Origin of the sequence: Bradyrhizobium ivorense (assembly GCF_900696085.1) — a bacterium.
GTDB lineage: Bacteria > Pseudomonadota > Alphaproteobacteria > Rhizobiales > Xanthobacteraceae > Bradyrhizobium > Bradyrhizobium ivorense.
Map to the genome: position 1 here is coordinate 121,568 of NZ_CAADFC020000012.1, position 19,243 is coordinate 140,810.

General features: G+C 63.2%; 17 protein-coding genes and 1 pseudogene. 8 read left to right on the top strand and 10 right to left on the bottom strand.

Annotation, left to right across the window (positions count from 1 at the left end; translation table 11 throughout):
* The 4 genes and pseudogenes from CI41S_RS17205 to folD all read left to right on the top strand — a co-directional run.
* On the top strand, positions 1-2,985 hold the full coding sequence (locus CI41S_RS17205) for a sarcosine oxidase subunit alpha family protein (RefSeq protein ID WP_139860724.1): 2,985 nt from the start codon (positions 1-3) through the stop codon (positions 2,983-2,985).
* Positions 2,978-3,586, top strand: coding sequence for a sarcosine oxidase subunit gamma (locus tag CI41S_RS17210; RefSeq protein ID WP_139860727.1), 609 nt, complete (start codon positions 2,978-2,980; stop codon positions 3,584-3,586). The genes CI41S_RS17205 and CI41S_RS17210 overlap by 8 nt, the downstream gene beginning before the upstream one ends.
* 27 nt (positions 3,587-3,613) lie before the next feature.
* On the top strand, positions 3,614-4,474 hold the full coding sequence (gene purU, locus CI41S_RS17215) for a formyltetrahydrofolate deformylase (protein ID WP_139860729.1): 861 nt from the start codon (positions 3,614-3,616) through the stop codon (positions 4,472-4,474).
* Between the two features lie 2 nt (positions 4,475-4,476).
* A pseudogene (gene folD / locus CI41S_RS17220) lies at positions 4,477-5,349 on the top strand (bifunctional methylenetetrahydrofolate dehydrogenase/methenyltetrahydrofolate cyclohydrolase FolD); the annotation flags it as partial.
* Between the two features lie 23 nt (positions 5,350-5,372).
* Here folD and CI41S_RS17225 read toward each other — a convergent pair.
* The 10 genes from CI41S_RS17225 to CI41S_RS17270 all read right to left on the bottom strand — a co-directional run bounded on the left by CI41S_RS17225 (position 5,373) and on the right by CI41S_RS17270 (position 15,249).
* Positions 5,373-6,017 carry a tetratricopeptide repeat protein gene (locus tag CI41S_RS17225; protein ID WP_139860731.1) on the bottom strand — a complete coding sequence of 215 codons (645 nt, stop codon included), beginning with the start codon at positions 6,015-6,017 and terminating at the stop codon, positions 5,373-5,375.
* A 10-nt stretch (positions 6,018-6,027) separates the two neighbouring features.
* Positions 6,028-6,333, bottom strand: a complete 306-nt coding sequence (locus CI41S_RS17230; RefSeq protein ID WP_139487321.1) for a hypothetical protein — start codon at positions 6,331-6,333, stop codon at positions 6,028-6,030.
* Between the two features lie 12 nt (positions 6,334-6,345).
* A complete protein-coding gene (locus CI41S_RS17235; protein WP_139860733.1) occupies positions 6,346-7,380 on the bottom strand; it encodes a ring-hydroxylating oxygenase subunit alpha in 1,035 nt (344 codons plus the stop codon).
* 63 nt (positions 7,381-7,443) lie between these two features.
* Entirely contained in the window at positions 7,444-9,843 is a 2,400-nt protein-coding gene (locus CI41S_RS17240) for a N,N-dimethylformamidase beta subunit family domain-containing protein (RefSeq protein ID WP_139860735.1), read from the bottom strand.
* A 40-nt stretch (positions 9,844-9,883) separates the two neighbouring features.
* On the bottom strand, positions 9,884-10,324 hold the full coding sequence (locus CI41S_RS17245; RefSeq protein ID WP_139487318.1) for a N,N-dimethylformamidase alpha subunit family protein: 441 nt from the start codon (positions 10,322-10,324) through the stop codon (positions 9,884-9,886).
* A gap of 17 nt (positions 10,325-10,341) precedes the next feature.
* Complete coding sequence (gene urtE, locus CI41S_RS17250) at positions 10,342-11,040, bottom strand: urea ABC transporter ATP-binding subunit UrtE (RefSeq protein WP_139487317.1); 699 nt, start codon at positions 11,038-11,040, stop codon at positions 10,342-10,344.
* Between the two features lie 2 nt (positions 11,041-11,042).
* Positions 11,043-11,786 (bottom strand): urea ABC transporter ATP-binding protein UrtD, encoded by a 744-nt coding sequence (gene urtD / locus CI41S_RS17255; protein WP_139487316.1) that lies wholly within the window; start codon positions 11,784-11,786, stop codon positions 11,043-11,045.
* 10 nt (positions 11,787-11,796) lie between these two features.
* Entirely contained in the window at positions 11,797-12,912 is a 1,116-nt protein-coding gene (gene urtC / locus CI41S_RS17260) for an urea ABC transporter permease subunit UrtC (RefSeq protein WP_139860737.1), read from the bottom strand.
* A gap of 37 nt (positions 12,913-12,949) precedes the next feature.
* A complete protein-coding gene (urtB, locus tag CI41S_RS17265; protein ID WP_139860739.1) occupies positions 12,950-13,852 on the bottom strand; it encodes an urea ABC transporter permease subunit UrtB in 903 nt (300 codons plus the stop codon).
* An 83-nt stretch (positions 13,853-13,935) separates the two neighbouring features.
* Positions 13,936-15,249: a transporter substrate-binding domain-containing protein gene (locus CI41S_RS17270; protein WP_139487313.1), complete on the bottom strand. Its 1,314-nt coding sequence runs from the start codon at positions 15,247-15,249 to the stop codon at positions 13,936-13,938.
* A gap of 295 nt (positions 15,250-15,544) precedes the next feature.
* Here CI41S_RS17270 and CI41S_RS17275 point away from each other — a divergent pair, with 295 nt between their 5' ends.
* From CI41S_RS17275 to CI41S_RS17290, 4 genes are all read left to right on the top strand, one after another.
* Positions 15,545-16,207, top strand: a complete 663-nt coding sequence (locus CI41S_RS17275; RefSeq protein ID WP_139487312.1) for a helix-turn-helix domain-containing protein — start codon at positions 15,545-15,547, stop codon at positions 16,205-16,207.
* 105 nt (positions 16,208-16,312) lie between these two features.
* Positions 16,313-17,209: a class II glutamine amidotransferase gene (locus CI41S_RS17280; RefSeq protein WP_139860741.1), complete on the top strand. Its 897-nt coding sequence runs from the start codon at positions 16,313-16,315 to the stop codon at positions 17,207-17,209.
* Entirely contained in the window at positions 17,209-17,895 is a 687-nt protein-coding gene (locus CI41S_RS17285) for a GltB/FmdC/FwdC-like GXGXG domain-containing protein (RefSeq protein WP_139860743.1), read from the top strand. Before CI41S_RS17280 ends, CI41S_RS17285 begins: the two co-directional genes overlap by 1 nt.
* Before the next feature lie 9 nt (positions 17,896-17,904).
* The gene (locus CI41S_RS17290) at positions 17,905-19,230 is read left to right on the top strand and encodes an FMN-binding glutamate synthase family protein (protein ID WP_139487309.1); all 1,326 of its coding nucleotides are present in this window, start codon (positions 17,905-17,907) and stop codon (positions 19,228-19,230) included.
* The last annotated feature ends 13 nt before the right edge of the window (positions 19,231-19,243 follow it).

The following is a 19,243-nucleotide window of genomic DNA, read 5'->3' on the forward strand; positions in this document are numbered from 1 at the left end:
ATGGTCAATCCCGCTGGACCACACAGGCTTGCAACAGGCGGACAGATCGATCGCACAACGCGCCTGCGATTCTTCTTTGATGGGGTGTCGTATTCAGGCTTCCCCGGCGACACCCTTGCCGCGGCGCTGCTCGCGAACGGGGTCAGGCTGGTCGGCCGCTCGTTCAAATATCACCGGCCGCGCGGCATCCTGACCGCCGGCTCGGAAGAGCCCAACGCACTCGTCGAACTGCGGCGCAATGCGCGACGCGAGCCGAACACGCGCGCCACCACGATCGAACTGTTCGATTGGCTCGAGGCGCGCAGCCAGAACCGCTGGCCGTCGCTGAAGGTCGATGTCGGCGCACTCAGCTCGGTGCTCTCACCCCTGTTTGTCGCAGGCTTCTACTACAAGACCTTCATGTGGCCGGCTTCCTTCTGGGAGAAGGTCTATGAGCCAGCGATCCGCCGTGCGGCGGGTCTCGGACGCGCCAGCGGCGAAGCCGACCCCGACGGCTACGAGAAGACACACGCCTTCTGCGACCTTCTCGTCGTCGGAAGTGGAGCCGCGGGTCTCGCGGCAGCCCTGGCAGCCGGCCGGGCCGGCGCGCGCGTCATACTCTGCGAGGAAGACTTCGTGTTTGGCGGACGGCTCAATGCCGATACATGCGAGGTCGATTCCCTTGCCGGGGCGACCTGGGCCGAGCAGGCCGTCGCCGAGCTGCAGGCCTTGTCAAACGTCCGCATGCTGCTCCGGACCACCGTGTTTGGTGTCTACGATGGCGGCACCTACGGCGCAGTCGAGCGGGTGTCCGATCATCTGCTGGTGCCCGCACCGCACCAACCGCGTCAGCGGCTCTGGAAGATCGTCGCCAGGCGCAGCGTGCTAGCCGCCGGCGCGATCGAGCGGCCGATCGTGTTCGGCGGCAACGACCGTCCCGGTGTCATGTTGGCGTCCGCCGTGCGGACCTATCTGAACCGGTTCGCGGTTGCGCCCGGCCGTCGTGCAGCCGTGTTCGCGAGTTGCGACGATGCGTGGTCCACCGCATTCGACCTGGCGCGACACCGGATTGAGGTCGCGGCCATTCTCGACGCACGGCCGCAGGTCGATCGGGCTCTCGCGGACCGTGCGAAAGAGTTGGGAATCGCGGTGATCGCAGGCGCGCAGGTCATCGATACGCGCGGCGGCCACGAGCTGAAGACCATCGTATTCCGGAACGGCAGCAATCGCACCGGCGAGCTGGAGGTGGACTTGCTGGCCGTCTCCGGTGGGTGGAATGCGAATCTGGCGCTGGCGACCCATCTGGGGAACCGTCCGGAATGGTCCGACAAGGTCGCAAGTTTCATTCCCGGCAAGGCGCCGCCTGGTATGGCGGTGGTCGGCGCCGCCGCCGGCCACTTCACACTGTCGAGCGCCCTGCGTGATGGCATCATGGCCGGAACGCAAGCGGCAGAAACCATGGGCTTCGCCGCAAAGGCGATGGCTGTTCCACAAGCCCATGAGGAGTTCGACGGTGTCACGCCGCTCTCGCATGTCGCCGCCTCGCGTTCGAAGTCGTTCGTCGATTTTCAGAACGACGTCACCAGCGACGACGTCGCGCTCGCCGCGCGCGAAGGCTTCAGGTCCGTCGAGCTGCTCAAGCGCTACACCACGCTCGGCATGGCGACCGACCAGGGCAAGACCTCGAACCTGAACGGCCACGCCATGATGGCCGAGCTGACCGGCAAAGCCATCAGCGATGTCGGCACCACCATGTTGCGTCCGCCCTATACGCCGGTCGCAATCGCGGCGTTTGCCGGCCACCATCGCGGCAAAGAGTTTCGGCCGACCCGCCTGACGGCCGGACACGGCTGGGCCAACGAAAGCGGCGCCACCTTCGTCGAGGCCGGACAATGGCTGCGCGCGCAATGGTTCGCGCAACCCGGCGAGACGGACTGGCTGGCGACGGTGAGCCGTGAGGTGCGCGAGACACGCGAGCGGGTCGGTGTCTGCGACGTCTCGACGCTCGGCAAGATCGACGTCCAGGGCAGCGATGCCGGGGTATTTCTCGACCGCGTCTATGCCAACACGTTCTCGACGCTGCCGGTCGGCAAGGTGCGCTACGGCCTGATGTTGCGCGAAGACGGCATCGTGATGGATGACGGCACCAGCGCGCGATTTGCGCCCGATCACTACATGATGTCGACCACGACGGCGAACGCCAGCAAGGTCATGCAGCATCTCGAGCACGCCCGCCAGGTGCTGTGGCCGGAGCTCGACGTTCAGCTCGCGTCGGTCACGGAGCAGTGGTCGCAATATTCGATCGCCGGCCCACGCTCACGCAATCTCCTGGCACGCCTGCTCTGCGGCGCCTACGACGTGTCGGACGCGACGCTGCCCTATCTGGGTTGCGCCGAGTTCACCTGGCGCGGCGTATCGGCACGCATTTATCGCGTCTCGTTTTCCGGAGAGCTCGCCTACGAGCTCGCCGTGCCGGCGACGTTCGGCGACGCGGCGATCCGGGCAATCATGGATGCTGGAGCCGGATACGGCGCGGTCCCCTACGGCACCGAAGCGCTCGGCGTCATGCGCATCGAGAAGGGACATGTCGCCGGCAACGAGCTCAACGGCACAACCACCGCAGCGGATCTCGGCCTCGGCCGCATGATGTCGCAGAAGAAGGACTTCATTGGACGGGTTCTGGCACAGCGCCCTGGCTTGACCGCCGCCGACCGGCCGGCCCTGGTCGGCATCAGACCCGTCGATCGCGGCGAACGGCTCCGCGCCGGCGCGCACTTCCTCGCGCCGGGTGCCGCGGCGACCATGAAGCACGACGAAGGATACGTCACCTCCGTCGCCTTCTCTCCGATGCTCGGGCACTGGATCGGGCTCGGCTTGCTCAAGCATGGCCCCTCCCGCTACGGCCAGCATGTGCGCGCCTATGATCCGGTCCGGAACGGCGACATCCTGGTCGAGGTGGTGCCGCCGGTCTTCCTCGACCCCGAAGGAAAAAATCTCCATGGCTGAGCTGTCGCCGACATCCGCTTTGTCTTCAGTCCCGCGCGGCGCGCCAGGCGGCGGGGTGACGATCATGGAGCGTCGCGGTCTCGCGCTCATGACCATGCAGGCCCGCCGGGGACAGGAGCACGCCCTGCGCTCGCGCATTGCGCAGTCCTGCCAGGCGGATCTGCCGGAGCGCCCCGCCTTCGTGACAGGTCGCGACATCGCATTCGTCGGCCTCGGCCCGCAAACCTGGTTCGTCATGAGCGAGGCCGACACGCCGGCTTTCCATGCCTCTTTCAGGTCGCTGGTAGGCGGGACGGCGTCGATATCGGATCAGAGCGGCGGTTACGCGGTGTTTCGGGTCGGCGGCAGGGCGACCAGGGAGGCCCTCGCCAAGGGATTCCCGATCGATCTCGACGGACGCGCATTCAACAGCGGCGACGCCGCCACCACGATCGTGTCCCATATCGGCGCCACGATCTGGCGACGCGAGGACGCGCCTGACGGGAGTGCCTGCTTCGAGATCAGCCTGTTCCGCAGCCTCGCGCGCAGCTTTTGGCACTGGTTCTCCGAAAGCGCCGCCGAATACGGTTTGACCTGGCAGGATCTGCCAGCCGATCTGTGAAATCCTTCAACACCGTCGATCCGCACCATGACCGCCAGCAGTTATATTTTGACGTTCTCCTGTCCGAACCGGCCCGGCATTGTCGCCGCGGTGGCGCGAACGCTGTTCGACGTGGGCGGTAATATTCAGGAAGCCCATCAGTATGATGACGTCGAGACCAATCTCTTCTTCGCGCGCATCCGCTTCAACTTCGTCGCGAACGACAACTTGACCGCTTGCCGGGTCGCGCTGTCGGAACTGGCCGAGGGCCTGACCATGCAATGGAAGCTGCGCGCAACGTCGGACAAGGCGCGGGTTCTGATCCTGGTGTCACGTTTCGACCACTGCCTCGCCGACCTGCTCTACCGCTGGCGCATCGGCGAACTCGCGATCGACATCTCCGGCATTGTCTCCAATCATCCCGGCGAAACCTACGTCCACCACGATCTGAGCGGTATCGCCTTCGATCATCTCCCGGTTACACCGCAGACAAAGGAGCAGCAGGAAGCGAGGATCTGGCAAATCGTCGAGGACCGGCAGATCGACCTCGTCGTGCTCGCGCGCTACATGCAGATCCTGTCCGACGACCTCTCGACCCGGCTCGCCGGGCGATGCATCAATATCCACCATTCATTCCTGCCGGGCTTCAAGGGTGCCAAGCCCTATCATCAGGCGCATGGTCGCGGGGTCAAGCTGATCGGCGCCACGGCGCACTATGTCACGGCCGACCTCGACGAGGGCCCGATCATCGAGCAGGACGTCGAGCGCATCTCCCATCAGGACCGGCCGGACGATCTCGTGCGCAAGGGCCGCGATATCGAGCGGCGCGTGCTGTCACGCGCCGTGTTCTGGCACATCGACGGCCGCGTGCTTCTCAACGGACGAAAGACGGTGGTTTTCAGGGATTGAAAATGCAGGCAAGCACCATCGACGGCAAGGCGATCGCGGACAAAGTGCGGGCGGAGCTCGCCATCGACGTCGCGCAGTGGGCTGCGCATGCCGGCCGCAGGCCGGGCCTCGCCGTCGTGCTGGTCGGCAACGATCCGGCTAGCGAGGTCTATGTCGGATCCAAAGCGCGCCAGACCGTCGCAGTCGGCATGCGATCCTTTGAGCACCGGCTGCCGGCCGAGACATCGCAGACGGAGCTGCTTGCGCTGATCGCGCGACTGAATGCCGACGATACCGTCGACGGGATCTTGGTGCAGCTACCGCTCCCCGTCCATATCCGGTCCGACTTGGTGATCCGCGCCATCGATCCCGCCAAGGACGTCGACGGCTTCCATCCCGAGAATGCCGGGCGGCTGACAAGCGGATTGACCGGCTTGGTTCCCTGCACGCCGCTCGGCTGCATGCTGCTGCTGCGATCGGTGGAGCCCACGCCCGTCGGATTGCACGCCGTGGTTATCGGCCGCTCGAATATCGTCGGCAGGCCGATCGCACAACTCCTTCTCCAGGCCGACTGCACGGTAACGACCGCGCATTCCCGAAGCCGCGAACTGCCGGAGCTATGCCGGATGGCCGACATCCTCATCGCGGCGGTCGGTCGCCCCGAGCTGGTGCGCGGCGACTGGATCAAGCCCGGCGCGATCGTCATCGACGTCGGCATCAACCGGTTGCCCGCAGCGGGCGCGGCAAAGGGACGGCTGGTTGGAGATGTCGCGTTCGCCGAAGCCGTGGCTGTCGCGCGGGCCATTACGCCCGTGCCGGGCGGGGTCGGCCCGATGACGATCGCCTGCCTGTTGCACAATACGCTTCAGGCAGCACGGCCCGTCTACGGATTAGCTGAACTGCAGGCTCGCCATACCGGTCAGACCGTCAGCGCGGCCGTCTGCGGGCTGCTGCGCTCGCCAAGACGGCGGCGGCCTTCCCGCTTCTCGTCCTCGCTCATACTCCGCACGAGTTCTTCAAGCTCCGCCATGGCGAGGCCGACACCGTGCCTGGCAGCCGCGCTGAGCCAGACAAAAGCCTCGATACGGTCGACCGTGGTGCCTCGTCCCCTGGCACAGCAATAACCAAGCCGAGCCTGCGATGGATAATGCCCGGCCATCGCTGCGCGCCGATACCACTCGACAGCCCGCGGCATGTCGATCGCAACACCCTGTCCCTTGGTCAGCAACGCGGCGTAGTTGAACTGCCCGAGGACATCGCCCTGCTCGGCCGCCTGGCGAAACCAGGAGGCGGCCAGCGCCAGGTCCGCGACGATCCCCTCTCCCTTCGCATACATCGCTCCGACATTGTTGGCGGCGAGCGGATTGCCCTTCTCGGCGGCACGCAGGTACAGCCCAAAGGCATGCGAAGCGTCACGGTCGACACCCAACCCGTTGGCATAGAGAGACCCAAGCCATGCCTCGGCCTGGGCGTCTCCCGCTTGCGCCAACGGTTCCCAGATTTGTCGGGCCTTCCCGTAGTCGCGTTCCAGAAAAGCGGCTTCACCATCGCTCGCGGTCGGCATGGGACTCTCCTTACTGGCGGGTGTGGGGGGCCATCTTGAACAGGTAGACGCAGTCAAACTCGTTCGTCTCGCCTTCGGGCGGGACACCGGCCGTCTTCAGATGTTGGACGAAGTAGTCGTAGACCGTCCGCGCGGCCCTGTGCGTGAGCAATTGCTTGTATAGCCAGGGATCCTCGCCGGTGCGGACACCGTGCTTGTCGAACAGCGTCTCCTTGGGGGTGTCGGAAATGCCGACACACCAATGCGGGAACGACTGGTCGAACTCCTTGATGTAGGCGAGAAACTCGTACTTGACCTGTTGGACGCTGAAGACCATGTGTGGGCTCCGTCACGCATGCATCAATGGGGCATTCCAGTAGGAGACGTGACGCTCGGCGATACGCTGCATCAGCAACTGATTGAACTGCCAGCCGGCGCGGCTGCGCTCCGTCGTCTCCCCCGACAAGCACAATTCGATATCGCCCTGTCGCGACGTCGCCTCCGCGGCGGCTTTCTCAAGCAGCCGCAGGAGCACGCCGCAGGCAGCGTCATGTTCGGCGTACGACAGATCGGGGCGACTGAAGAAAGAAAGCCGCCACAACGTCTGGTCCATCGCCGTGGGCTGAAGCACGATCGCGAGCGTGGCGTGCCGCGTCCTGATCAACACCAGATTCGGAAAGCACCACTCCGACGCAACGTGGTTGACGGCTCCGCCTCCCGCCTCGTAGGAGCGCGCAACATCCACCAGGGCTGCGCCCGCCAGCTTCCAGTTGGACCGGTGCTCCTGCCAATGCCCGCTGAGCCTCACCAGATTCTGCGGCCAGACAGGCTGGTCGAATTGACGCTCGACGTCGGGAGTCGGATCGATATTGGCAAATATGAGCGGACCGGAGGTTTTCACCTTCGCCGGAATCAGCCGCTCCGGCACTGCGCCGAGATACTGCCCCATCTGCGGCGCCAGCTCCGTCAGGACGCCACCTTGAATGACGTCGCGGTCACGGCTGTAGCCGCAGGACGTGTACGAGCATTTGGTCTTCTTCCCGGTCCGGCACTGCGCTGGAATGGCGCGGCACCCGCCGTGCTGCGCCTTGTTGAAGCGTCCGATCAGCGAGCCATCCTCCTGCCTCTGCACGTGAATGGCATGCTGCCCGATCGTGTACGGCAGGAGATCGTGGGGCTCACCGATCTCCGGCGCGGAACCGACACAGACCCAGTCGCGGGTCCAGACTTTCTCATTCTCGAGCCGCTGAAACACCTCCGAAGTATAGGCCCGTCGCGGCAGCATGATCGCAAGGCCAAACGGTGCACGACAGGCGGAATAAAGCCGGGCGTCGAGAAAATCGACGCCCTCGTCGATATAGATGGTTTCGGGATGAGTAAGCATGCGGCGCCCCGTTGAGCGGGGGCGGCGCCGCAACGGCCCGCCCCGTTCTGCTGGTGATGAGTGCTATTTGCGCGCCTTGTTCATCGGCGGATCGTAGTCCGCGCGACCGCGATGAGCGATGGCGGCCGGATCCGGCATCGGCAGCGGACCATCCGCCATGAAGCGGTTGAGGACGTTGCCGACCAGCGTCGAGATATTGTTGTCGCCGTTGTTCCAGGGCAGTGCGCCGCAGAACGCGATCGACGAGAAAGCGAACGACGCGCCGCCATTCGGCGTCTCATGATAAGCAATGTCCGAGCGCACGCGCGGATGCTGGGTGCCGTCAAGCCCCTGCTGATTGAAGCCGTAGTCCTCCATGACCAGCAGGTATCCTTCGGTATGCCGACCGGCCGACGTCGCGACAACCAGTGTATGCGGCGGGCTGCCGAGCATGGTGTCGACGATGTCCAGCTCGGTGCCGGCGGCACCGCCGCCGACCAGACCGAAATTGCCGAGTTTCTCGTCGTAGTTGATGCCCTCGAATGCCCAAGCGACCCGCGCATCGTTGCTCTCCGGCGTTCGTGAATAGCACGAGGAGATGTCGAACCCTTCCGACGACATGCCGGTGCCGGCCACGGTGTGCAGGTAGCGGCCGCGGAAGCGCCACATGCCTCCGAGCTCGCCGGTGCCCTGATGGTAGTATTCGCCGGGATCGGCGCGCCAGGTGCGGATACCGCTCTCGCAACGTCGCATCTCCGTCATGACGCCGCGGCCGAGGCCATCATAGGCCGGATGGTAGGAATGGACCCAATACCAGCCGTCGGCGCCCATATACATGAAGCGTCCACCGCGCTGCATGTAGTTGTGCAGCGCGTCGAGCTGCGGGCCGCTGTTGTGCTCGGGATGCGAGCCCGTGATGATCACATTGTAGTTCTCGAGCCGCGCAAGGCCGTCATAGGTTACGTCCTCGTCGGTGATCACGTCGTACTCGTAACCCTTCTTCTCCAGCCAGTAGATCATGTGGAGATCGGCCGGATACTGCCATGGCGCCTGCGCGAGGAAATGATCGTATTTCGGCCGGATGCTCAGGATCGGGCGCAGCCGCGATGACAGGCAAAGCCCGCTGCCGTCAGTATGAGTATCGTAGATCGATCCGCCATATTCGCGGTGTTCCGAGAGGAACATGTTCTGCTGCTGCATAATCGGCACGCGATAGACCAGCAGCTCGGCGCCGCCGGCATTGTTCGCAAGGTGCTCGTTCGCGTAGGCCATGTAGCTGATGCTGGGCACCATGAAGGCGATCTTGGCGGTCTCCTCGCCGACACGCGGCACGACCCAGAACGGGATGTAGTCCTCAGCTCCGTCCTGCGAGGTCAGCTTCGCCGCATAGAACTTGCTGCTGGTACCCTTTGGCACCGACCATTCGAAGCTGACCTGCCATCGGGCGTTGTCGATGTCGTCGTCGTGGAAATGGATGGCGCCGTACTGTTCCGGCGCGGTCTTCCAGTCGAACACCTGGCCTTCCCAATTGTAGCCGGTCATCGCACGTGTCGGGCAATTCACGATGGTCGCATCGAACAGATACGGCCCCTTGTCCTTGCCGACCAGCGTGTTGATGCCGTCGGAGAAATCCCAGGATGCGACGATCGCCTCGGAGAGCTTGCCGGTCGGACCCGAGTTCCTCCGTTCCGTGAGACCCGGTTGCGCACCGAGCTTCATGGTCTCGATCTCGAGCCGGCTGAGAGCGCGGTTGCAGACCCGCGGGCTGTCGATCTTGCCGTTGTAGTGCCCCTTGATGAGAGTGCCGGACGGAACCGACGCCCTGGCCTGCGGCGCATCGCTGAGTGCACCACAATAGCCGGCGATCACGGTCGGCGTGCCCGGCGTGTAGGCGAGCTTGGTCGACAGCTTCTTGCTGACGGGCGGGATCTCCGGATCGAGCGCGTACACGACCTGCGGCTCGTGGTAGAGCGCCGCTTCGCCGGTCTTGCCGTCGAACGTCGCCGCGATGAAGTGCCAGGCGTGATCGCGCAGCGGAGCACCGGTCGTGATGACCTGGTCGTTGACGCGGAATTCGACGCAACCCTCCTCGTTGATGAAGAGACCGTAGCCCTTGCCGTCAAGCCATTTCGTGACGAGGCCCTGGGCACCGTGCTTCCAGTACTTCGGATGGGTCTTCGGCGTGGTCGGCCAGATCCAGCATTGCAGCGTCACGCTCTCCAGGCAGAACTGCGGCTTGTCCACGACGAAGCCGTAGGAGCCGCTGTAGATCTCCTGTTTCAGGCCCTTGTAGGTGCCGTTGCAGGCGGCTTCGATCTTCTCCTCGATGAATCCGGGCCCGCGTGGATTGGTGTCCGCATGGATCATCTTGACGATCTCGACCTTGTATTCGGCCGGACCGTCGCAGTTCACATAGAACTTGATCGTGTCTCCCGGGTGCACGCTGAATTTGTCCGCGTACCCCGTGATCTTCATCCAACTCATCTTCGTGCCCTCAATCGTAGACGTTTCGCTTCGATACCAATCAGGTCACAGTCCACATGTCGTCGCGGCGCTTCCATCCTTCGCGGAAGTGTTCCGGAAATCCGTCCTGTTCCGGATATTCTTCGAGCCGCATCAGGAAGATGTCGTGTTGCGGGTCCTGTTCGTTGTCGTAGACCTTGTCATTCACGAACTCGGGCGGAACGCCGCGGATGCCCGACAGCCGCGCGATACGCCATTCCTTCTCGACCTTGGTGCAGACGACGACGAGCTTGCCCTTGGCCGGAGCGGCGCGCATCCGCAGCAAGACGCGATTGAGCTGGAAGTCTTCGTGGATTCCACCGGTGACCGTCGTGGTGTCGCCGGGCGTCGCACATTTGAGCACGCTGTTGCCAGCCACGCCCTTCATCGAGTCGATGCACTCCTTGTGCTCCTTGATCATGCGCTGCGCATCGGGCGTTGACGGTCGCGGTATCGGAATCATCGGTCTGCTCCGGTTGGCTAGATGGTGAGGTAATGATGAATGACATCGTCGGTCAGTTGGGCCATCGGCCCGCTTGCGACCACGCGGCCGTTGTCGACCATCAGGAACGCGTCTCCCAGCCGCCGGGCGACCCGAATATGCTGCTCGGTAAGGAGAAGCGTGATTCCGAGTTTGCGATTGAGAGTCATGAGGGTCTCGCCGATCTCGTGAACGATGTTCGGCTGAATGCCTTCGGTCGGCTCGTCGAGCAGCAGGATCTTCGGGTCGACGGCCAACGCGCGCGCAATCGCGAGCTGCTGTTTTTGACCGCCGGACAGCAGCCCTGCCCGGCGGTCCAGGTTCGCCTTTAGATAGGGGAACATCTGAAGGCAAACCTCGGGGATATCCGGACGACCGTCATGGCGTGCGAAGGTGCCCAGCAGGATATTTTCCCGGACGGTGAACTCCGAGAGAATTCCACGCCCCTGGGGGACGTAGCCGATACCGAGCTTGGCCCGGACATGAGTCGGCGACGAGCCGATCTCGGTACCCTTGATCGTGATGTCGCCGATTGATCGGTCGGTCAGCCCCATGATGGTGCGCATCAGTGTCGTCTTGCCCACGCCGTTGCGGCCGAGCACGCACAGACACTTGCCTTCCTCGATGCCGAACGAGAAGTCCTTCAGGATCGCCGTCTTGCCGTAGTAGGAAGTGACCCGGTCCATCGCGAGCAGCATGGCTACGCTTCCCCCGTTTCGCCGAGATAGACCTCACGAACGCGCTCGTTGGCTTCGATTTCGCTGATCGGCCCTTGCGCGAGCAGGCTTCCCATGTGCATCACGGTGACCACGTCGGCGATCTGGCGAACGAAGGCCATGTCGTGCTCGACCACCACAAGGGAGTTGGTGCGCTTGAGATTGTTGAAGATCTCCGCGGTCTTATCGATCTCCGACTCGGTCATGCCGGCAACCGGCTCGTCGAGCAGAAGCAGACGCGGGTTCTGCATCAGCACCATGCCGATCTCTAGCCACTGGGTCTCGCCATGCGAGAGAATGCCGGCCTCGATGTTCAGCCGGCCGCCGAGCCCGGTGACCGACAGCACCTCGTCCAGCTTGTCCGCGAAGCCCGGTGCCCGGAAGCGGAACAGGTTCTTCAGCGGATGCGTACTGCGGCTATAGGCGACCTCGAGGTTCTGCCGCACCGTCAGGTCGCGGAACACGGCCGGCACCTGGAATTTGCGACCGATGCCGCGACGGGCGATTTCGTGCTCGTCAAGACCTGTGATGTCGTCGTCGCAGAAGATGATCTGACCTGAGGTCGGCTTCTGCCGCCCGGTGACGAGGTCCATCGTCGTGGTCTTGCCCGCCCCGTTCGGTCCGACCAGGCAACACAAAGTCTGCTCGACCAGCTCAATGCTGAAATCATTGATGACCGAGACGGTGTCGAAGCTTTTGCAGAGATTGCGGATCTCGAGAAAACTCATGGCCGTCTCCTCACTCGCCCGGCTGCTGCAAAAGGCGGCTGCGGATGGAGGACACGCCATTGCCGTCCGTCTTGCCGCCCGTCGACGAGGACAGTCTTCCGAGCGCGCTTTCGACCAGGCCGATCAGCCCCTTGGGCAGGAAGCGCACGACGAGGATGAAGAAGCCGCCGAGGATCAGCAGCCAGGTGTTGAGGAAGGCGTCTCCGAGATAGCTCTGCGCGCCCTGGATCAGGAACGCGCCGAGGATCGCCCCCATCAGAGACATGCGGCCGCCGATGCCGGCCCAGATCACCATCGACAGGCTGAAGGTGGTGTCGAACTGGGCGGGCGAGACGTACTGCGTCAGCATCACCCAGCAGCAGCCCGCCACCGCGGCAAAGAAGCCCGAGATGGTGTAGATCGCGGTCTCGTAGCCCGCGACATTGTAGCCGAGGAAGCGAACGCGCTCGGCGTCGTTGCGTACGGACTGCACGACCAGGCCGAACCGGCTCAGCGTCATGAGCTTCGCGACGACAGTCGCCAGCACGAGCAGCGCAAGCACCGTCCAGTAGGCAGCCGGGCTGTAGGGATCGACGACGATCTCCCCAAGTTTCAACGGAGCCGGCGGAGTGATGCCGTTGACCCCGTTGGTGTAGGGCTGAATGTCAAGGATCAGCGTGCCCCAGGCGCTGAGCATGGCAAGCGTCATGATCGCGAAGAACGGGCCCGAGACGCGGGCGCGAAACATCAGCCAGCCGAAGATGGCGCAAAACAGCGTCGGCACGACCAAGGCCAGGGTGATCCCGACACCGGTGTTCCAGAACGGAACCCAGAACAGCGGCAGACGATCAAGGCTGTTGTTCAGCATGAAGGGCGGCATCGGGTTGGACGCGTCCTGCGACTGCATCTGCATGGTCATTGCCATGCCATAGGCGCCGAGACCGAACGGAATGCCCTGGCCGAGGTTCAAAATGCCGCCGAAACCCCAGCAGAGGCTGATCGACAGCGCGAGCATGGCAAACACGCCATAGGTCGACAGCTGATTCAGCAGGAAGTTGTCGCTGACCACGAACGGCACGGCCGCAAGCACGACGTAGAAGACGAGATAAGCCAGCCATTGCGCGCCCGGCCTGTGATAGAGATTCATTTCCGCATTCCTCTTCCCGAGCGCACCGCCAACCTCCTCAGCGTCGCTTCGCAGAGGGGGCGAACAGCCCTTGCGGACGAATCCGCAGGAACACCACGATCAGCACGAACAACAGGAAGCGGGCGAACGTGTCGTTGGTGAAATAGGCGAAAATCGACTGCAACTCGCCGGTGGCACCCCCCGCGGCGACGCTGCCGGCCAGTGTGCCGCCCCCGACCACCACCACCAGGAACGCCTGCACCACATAGGACGCGCCCATGGTGGGAAGAACGATGTTGAGAACACCGAATAGCGAGCCCGCGACGCCAGCCAGCCCGGCTCCGAGCGCGAAAGTCAGCATGTAGACTCGGTCGGCGTTGACGCCGAAGGAGGCGGCCATCTCCTTGTCCTGCATCACCGCGCGAACCTGGACGCCAAACCGCGTCCGGTAGAACAGCGCCCAGAGCCCGGTGACGATCCCCAGCGTCACCAGCAACACGACGACACGGAATACGGAGATGTTGACGAAGGAAAACTGGATGTTGCTCGAAAAGATCGGTGGCACCGCGAGGTACTTTGGATCACTACCGAAGATCAGCCGGACACCCTGCATCAGCACCAGCGATACACCGAAGGTGGCGAGCAGCGTATCGAGAGGACGTTTGTAGAGGTAGCGGATCAATCCCCGCTCCAGCACCAGCCCGACCAGGGCGACGATCAGGAATGAGGCGGGCACGCACAGGACGAACGGGAATCCCAGAAAGCTCTGCAGCATGTAGGAGCTGTAGGCGCCGAGCATGATGAACTCGCCATGCGCCATGTTGATCACGCCCGCCGCACCATAGATGATCGTCAATCCGAGTGCGGCGATCAGCCAGATGCTGGCGATGCTGATACCCAGGATCAGCGCGTTGATAAACGCACTCAGATCGAACGACGTAAAAAAGGATCCGACCGCCATGCCTAACTCCGCCGTGAGTTCGATGGCTGGCCCGTGGCGCCATTCGCTTGGCGCCATGGGACGGCCCGTCGTGCGAGGATACGTCAGATCACGCCCTTGCGGACCTTGCCGTCAGCGGCCTTGAGGCCATCAGCGGTGCATTTGCCGAGATCCGGATAGATCGAGTAGGGATCGGGCGCGACGTGTTCTGCGGATGACTTCACGATCTTGAAGCTGCCGTCGGCCTGGCACTGTCCGATCTTCGGCTTGAGCCATGTGTTGAAGTTCTGGTCGTCGATCCAGATCAGCCCTTCGGGCGACACCGCGTCTTCGACCTTGATGCCGCCGGTGTTGTCGCGGATCGCGCGCGGCGTCACTTCCTCGACACCAACTTTGGCAATCGCCTTCTCCAGCCCGTATTTGAACACATAGGCGGAGAGATAGGTCTCCTCCATGTTGTAGTGCGTGACGCCGTTCTTGCCGTACTTGCTCTTGAGGAAGCTTTCGACAAACTTGTGGTTGGTCGGATTGTCCAGGCCCTGGAAGTACGGGGCCGACAGGAAGTGACCGGCGCCGTACTCGTTGCCCATGGCGCGGGTCTCGATTTCGCCCGTCGTAAGCGAGGCGATCGGCATCGAATCGACCTTGAAGCCCTCCTGCTTGAACTGCTTGTGGAAGGCGATATCGGATGCGCCGACCACGGTCGAGAAGATGAAGTTCGGCTTGGCTTCGCGGATCTTGTTGAGCACCGGACCGAACTCGGAGCTGCCGAGCGGAATATACTCCTCGCCGAGCAGTTCGCCGCCGGCCTGCTGCAGCCAGACCTTGGCGTTCTTGTTGGACTCCTTCGGCCACACATAATTCGATCCGACGAAAAAGACCTTCTTGCCGAATTGCTGGACCATGAACGGGATCAGGTCCTTGGAATGCTGGTTCGCGAGCGGACCGGTGCAGATCGTATTCTGTGTGCACTCCGCGCCCTCATAGCAGGTCGGGTAATACAGCAGGTGGTTCTGCGCCATGACCGTGGGCAGAATGGCCTTGCGGCTCGCCGAGGTGTAGCAGCCGAAGATCGCAACGACGCGATTGCGAAGGATCAGTTCCTTGGTCTTCTCGGAGTAGACATTGAAGTCCGACTTCGCGTCGACGATCACCGGCTCGATCGGCTGGCCGGCGATACCGCCGCTTTTGTTGATCTCGTCGATCGCATACTGCATCACGAGCGTGGAATCTTCTTCCGGCACCGCGAGGCCGCCGGTGAGTGAGAACAGCAGACCGACCTTGATCGGTTCGCCTTTCTTGATCCAGGACTGCGCGCCCCAGGCTTGATTGATGCTTTTTACAAATCCGTAGGGCGCAGCAGCCGCGGCGGCGGCGCCCAGGGTGGCCTTCATGAAATTCCGACGATCCGTCCGCATAACGACCTCTCCGCTGGCTTTCTTGCTGCGAAATGTATTTTCTAGACGATACAAATGGTCGGAACTTTCTCAAGAATAAATTTTGTGCACTGTGAGTTATAATTGCTTTCGATGGCGGATTTACAGAAATGCACACGAGCACCACCACGGGGAAGGCACCATCTGGAAAATAGACAGGCTTCACGCCGAAAAGTTTGCGCGGGACAAGCGACAATCGACCCGCCCCGGTTGCAGAAATCATTATCGACCCGCCCCGCCGACATGTTACGAGGGGCGACGCGAGAGGGACCAACACATGAGACGAAAGACTGCAGTGCGATCGACGGACGCGACCGACGCGAACTCCACCTACCATACCGGGTCGAGCGCTCCGGTCGCCAGCGACCGGAGTCTCGAGCGCGCGCTCGGCGCCAAGATCAGGGATACGCGCCGCGAGCAGGATCTCTCTGTCAACGATCTTGCAAATGCCGCCAACATCTCCGGCGGCATGCTATCGAAGATCGAAAACGGCCAGATTTCCCCGTCGCTTTCTACGCTGCAGTCGATCGCGCAGGCGCTGACGGTACCGCTCAGCCGGTTGTTTGCGGCGTCCGAGGAGCGTCGCGACTGCTCGTTCGTTCGCGCCAAGCAGGGCGTCGTGATCGAACGCCGCGGCACCAAGGTCGGACACGTCTATCAACTGCTCGGACACGTCAACGACGACGACGTCGTCGTCGAGCCGTATCTCATCACGCTGAAGGAAGGAGCCGAGGCCTACACCGAATTCCAGCATGCCGGAACCGAGTTCATCTACATGCTGAGTGGCGAGGTGCTCTATCGGCACGGCAGCAAGAGCTATCGGTTGCGCCCGGGCGATTCCCTTATGTTCGATTCCGGCGCGCTGCACGGCCCCGAGGTCCTGGTCAAGCGGCCCATGACCTACCTGTCGATCATCGTGTATCCGCGGCGCCCCGCCTAATCTGGTTGCAGAGCCTTGCTTAATTTCTTATCAGGAAATTTTTATTCCTGACAGTTGACCGACAGGTTCGGGCTGCTACATTGTTCCCCAGCGAAGGAGCAGTGCATGTGCGGCATCGTCGGATTGTTTCTCAAGAACGAGCGGCTTCAACCGGAGCTTGGGGGGCACCTGTCGCGCATGCTCGCGACCATGTCGGCGCGCGGTCCCGACAGCGCCGGCATCGCCGTCTACGGATCGGGCGCCGACGATCTGATCAAGCTGACGCTCCGCGCAGCTGATCCGGCGGCGGATGGCGATCTCGCGGGAAAGCTTGCCGCCGCGATCGAGGCAGGCGTCGATCTCATCCGGCGCTCCAACCATGTCGTCTTGACAATCCCGAAGCACCGGCGCGCGCCGGCGTTGACCTGGCTGGCTCAGCATGCACCCGACATCGATGTCGTGAGCGCGGGGTCGCGCATGGAGATATACAAGGAAGTCGGGCTTCCCGAACGCGTGGCGAACCGTTTCTCCATATCCGCGATGCGCGGGACGCACGGCATCGGCCACACCCGCATGGCGACGGAGTCGGCGGTGACCACGGAAGGCGCTCACCCGTTCTCGACCGGAGACGACCAGTGCCTGGTCCACAACGGCTCGCTCTCGAACCACAACGCCGTACGGCGCAATCTTCGACGCGAGGGACTCGTGTTCGAGACCGAGAACGACTCGGAGGTTGCCGCGGGGTATTTGACCTGGCGGATGCGCGAAGGCGACAGCCTCAAGGAGGCACTGACGTCCAGCCTTGATGCGCTCGACGGCTTTTTTACCTTTGTGGTCGGCACCCGCGACGGCTTTGCCGTGCTGCGCGATCCCGTTGCGTGCAAACCGGCGGTGCTGGCCGAGTCCGACGACTATGTCGCCTTCGGCTCGGAATTTCGCGCGCTCGCCGTGCTGCCCGGAATAGATAAGGCGCGCGTCTTCGAGCCCGAGCCCGCCACCGTTTATGCCTGGGAACGTCGGTGATGCACGTGGTCGATCTTGAACAGCAATCCGTCCGGGATTTGAACGCTGCGCTCCATCGGCTGACGCCAGACACCAACGAGACCCTTTGGCAGGTGACCAATTCGGGCGGCAAGCACGCCATTGGCGCCGGCGTGGATGCCCCCATCGACATCGTGATCAAAGGCAATGTCGGCTATTACTGCGCGGGCATGAACAAGCAGGCCTCGATCACGATTCACGGCAACGCCGGACAGGGCGTCGCCGAGAACATGATGTCGGGCCGGGTTCACGTCATGGGAGACGCGAGCCAATCCGCCGGTGCCACCGGCCGGGGCGGGCTTCTGATCGTCGAAGGCGATGCCGCCGCACGCTGCGGGATCTCGATGAAAGGCATCGACATCATCGTCAAAGGTTCGATCGGCGCCATGAGCGCGTTCATGGCGCAGGCCGGCAATCTCGTCGTGCTCGGCGACGCCGGCGAGGCGCTCGGAGATTCAATCTACGAGGCTACCGTCTTCGTCCGCGGCAAGGTCAAAAGCCTCGGTGCCGACTGCATCGAAAAGCCCATGTCGGCAGACGACAAGACCCGGCTTTCCGGCATTCTCGCCGGCGCCGGCGTGGAAACCGTCAGTCCGGAGGATTTCCGCATGTATGCGTCGGCCCGTCGTCTCTACAACTTCCACATCGACAATCTTTCTTCCTACTGAAGGCCGACGATGTCATCTGCAAAGCCAATCCGCACCGAACCGCGTTTCTCGGCGACTTTCGACCGATACACCATCTCGGAAATCCAACGCGCAGCGGCGACGGGCATCTACGATATCCGCGGCGGTGGCGCGAAGCGGCGCGTGCCGCATTTCGACGACTTGCTGTTTCTCGGCGCCTCCGTGTCGCGCTACCCTCTGGAGGGCTATCGCGAGAAATGCGGGACGGACGTCGTGCTCGGTTCGCGATTTGCCAAGAGGCCGATTCACCTCAAGACCCCCGTGACGATCGCCGGGATGAGTTTCGGCGCCCTATCGGCTCCTGCCAAGGAGGCGCTGGGCCGCGGCGCGACGGCCGTCGGCACCAGCACGACGACCGGCGACGGCGGCATGACGAACGAGGAGCGCGAGCACTCCTCGATTCTGGTCTACCAACTGCTTCCCTCTCGCTACGGCATGAACCCGGACGATCTGCGTCGTGCCGATGCGATCGAGATCGTGGTCGGACAGGGCGCCAAGCCGGGCGGCGGCGGCATGTTGCTGGGCCAGAAAATCTCCGAACGCGTCGCCGAAATGCGGACCTTGCCGGCCGGCATCGACCAGCGCTCGGCCTCGCGGCATCCGGACTGGACAGGCCCGGATGATCTAGAAATCAAGATCGAGGAGATCCGCGAGATCACGGACTGGCAGAAGCCGATCTATGTGAAGGTCGGCGCGAGCCGCCCCTACTACGACACGGCGCTGGCGGTGAAATCCGGCGCCGACGTCGTCGTTATCGACGGCATGCAGGGTGGCACGGCCGCGACGCAAGAGGTCTTCATCGAGAATGTCGGCATTCCGACGCTCGCGGCGATCCGTCCTGCCGTTGAAGCGCTTCAGGAGCTCGGCATGCATCGCAAGGTGCAGCTCATCGTCTCCGGCGGAATTCGAAATGGCGCCGACGTCGCCAAGGCACTTGCGCTCGGGGCCGATGCGGTCGCGATCGGGACTGCCGCCCTGATCGCCATGGGTGATAATAGCCCGGCGCTCGAGAGCGAATATCAGAAACTGGGTAGCACGGCCGGCGCCTATGATGATTGGCACGAAGGTCTCGATCCTGCAGGCATCACGACCCAGGATCCCGAACTGGCCAAGCGGCTCGACCCGGCCGTGGCGGGCCGACGCCTGGCCAACTACCTCTCAGTTCTCACCCTCGAGGCGCAGACCATCGCGCGCGCCTGCGGCAAGAGCCACATACACAATCTCGAACCCGAAGATCTCGTCGCACTCACCGTCGAGGCGGCCGCCATCACGCGCGTGCCGCTTGTGGGCACAAGCTGGATTCCTGGCCGGGACTGATTCTGACACTCAT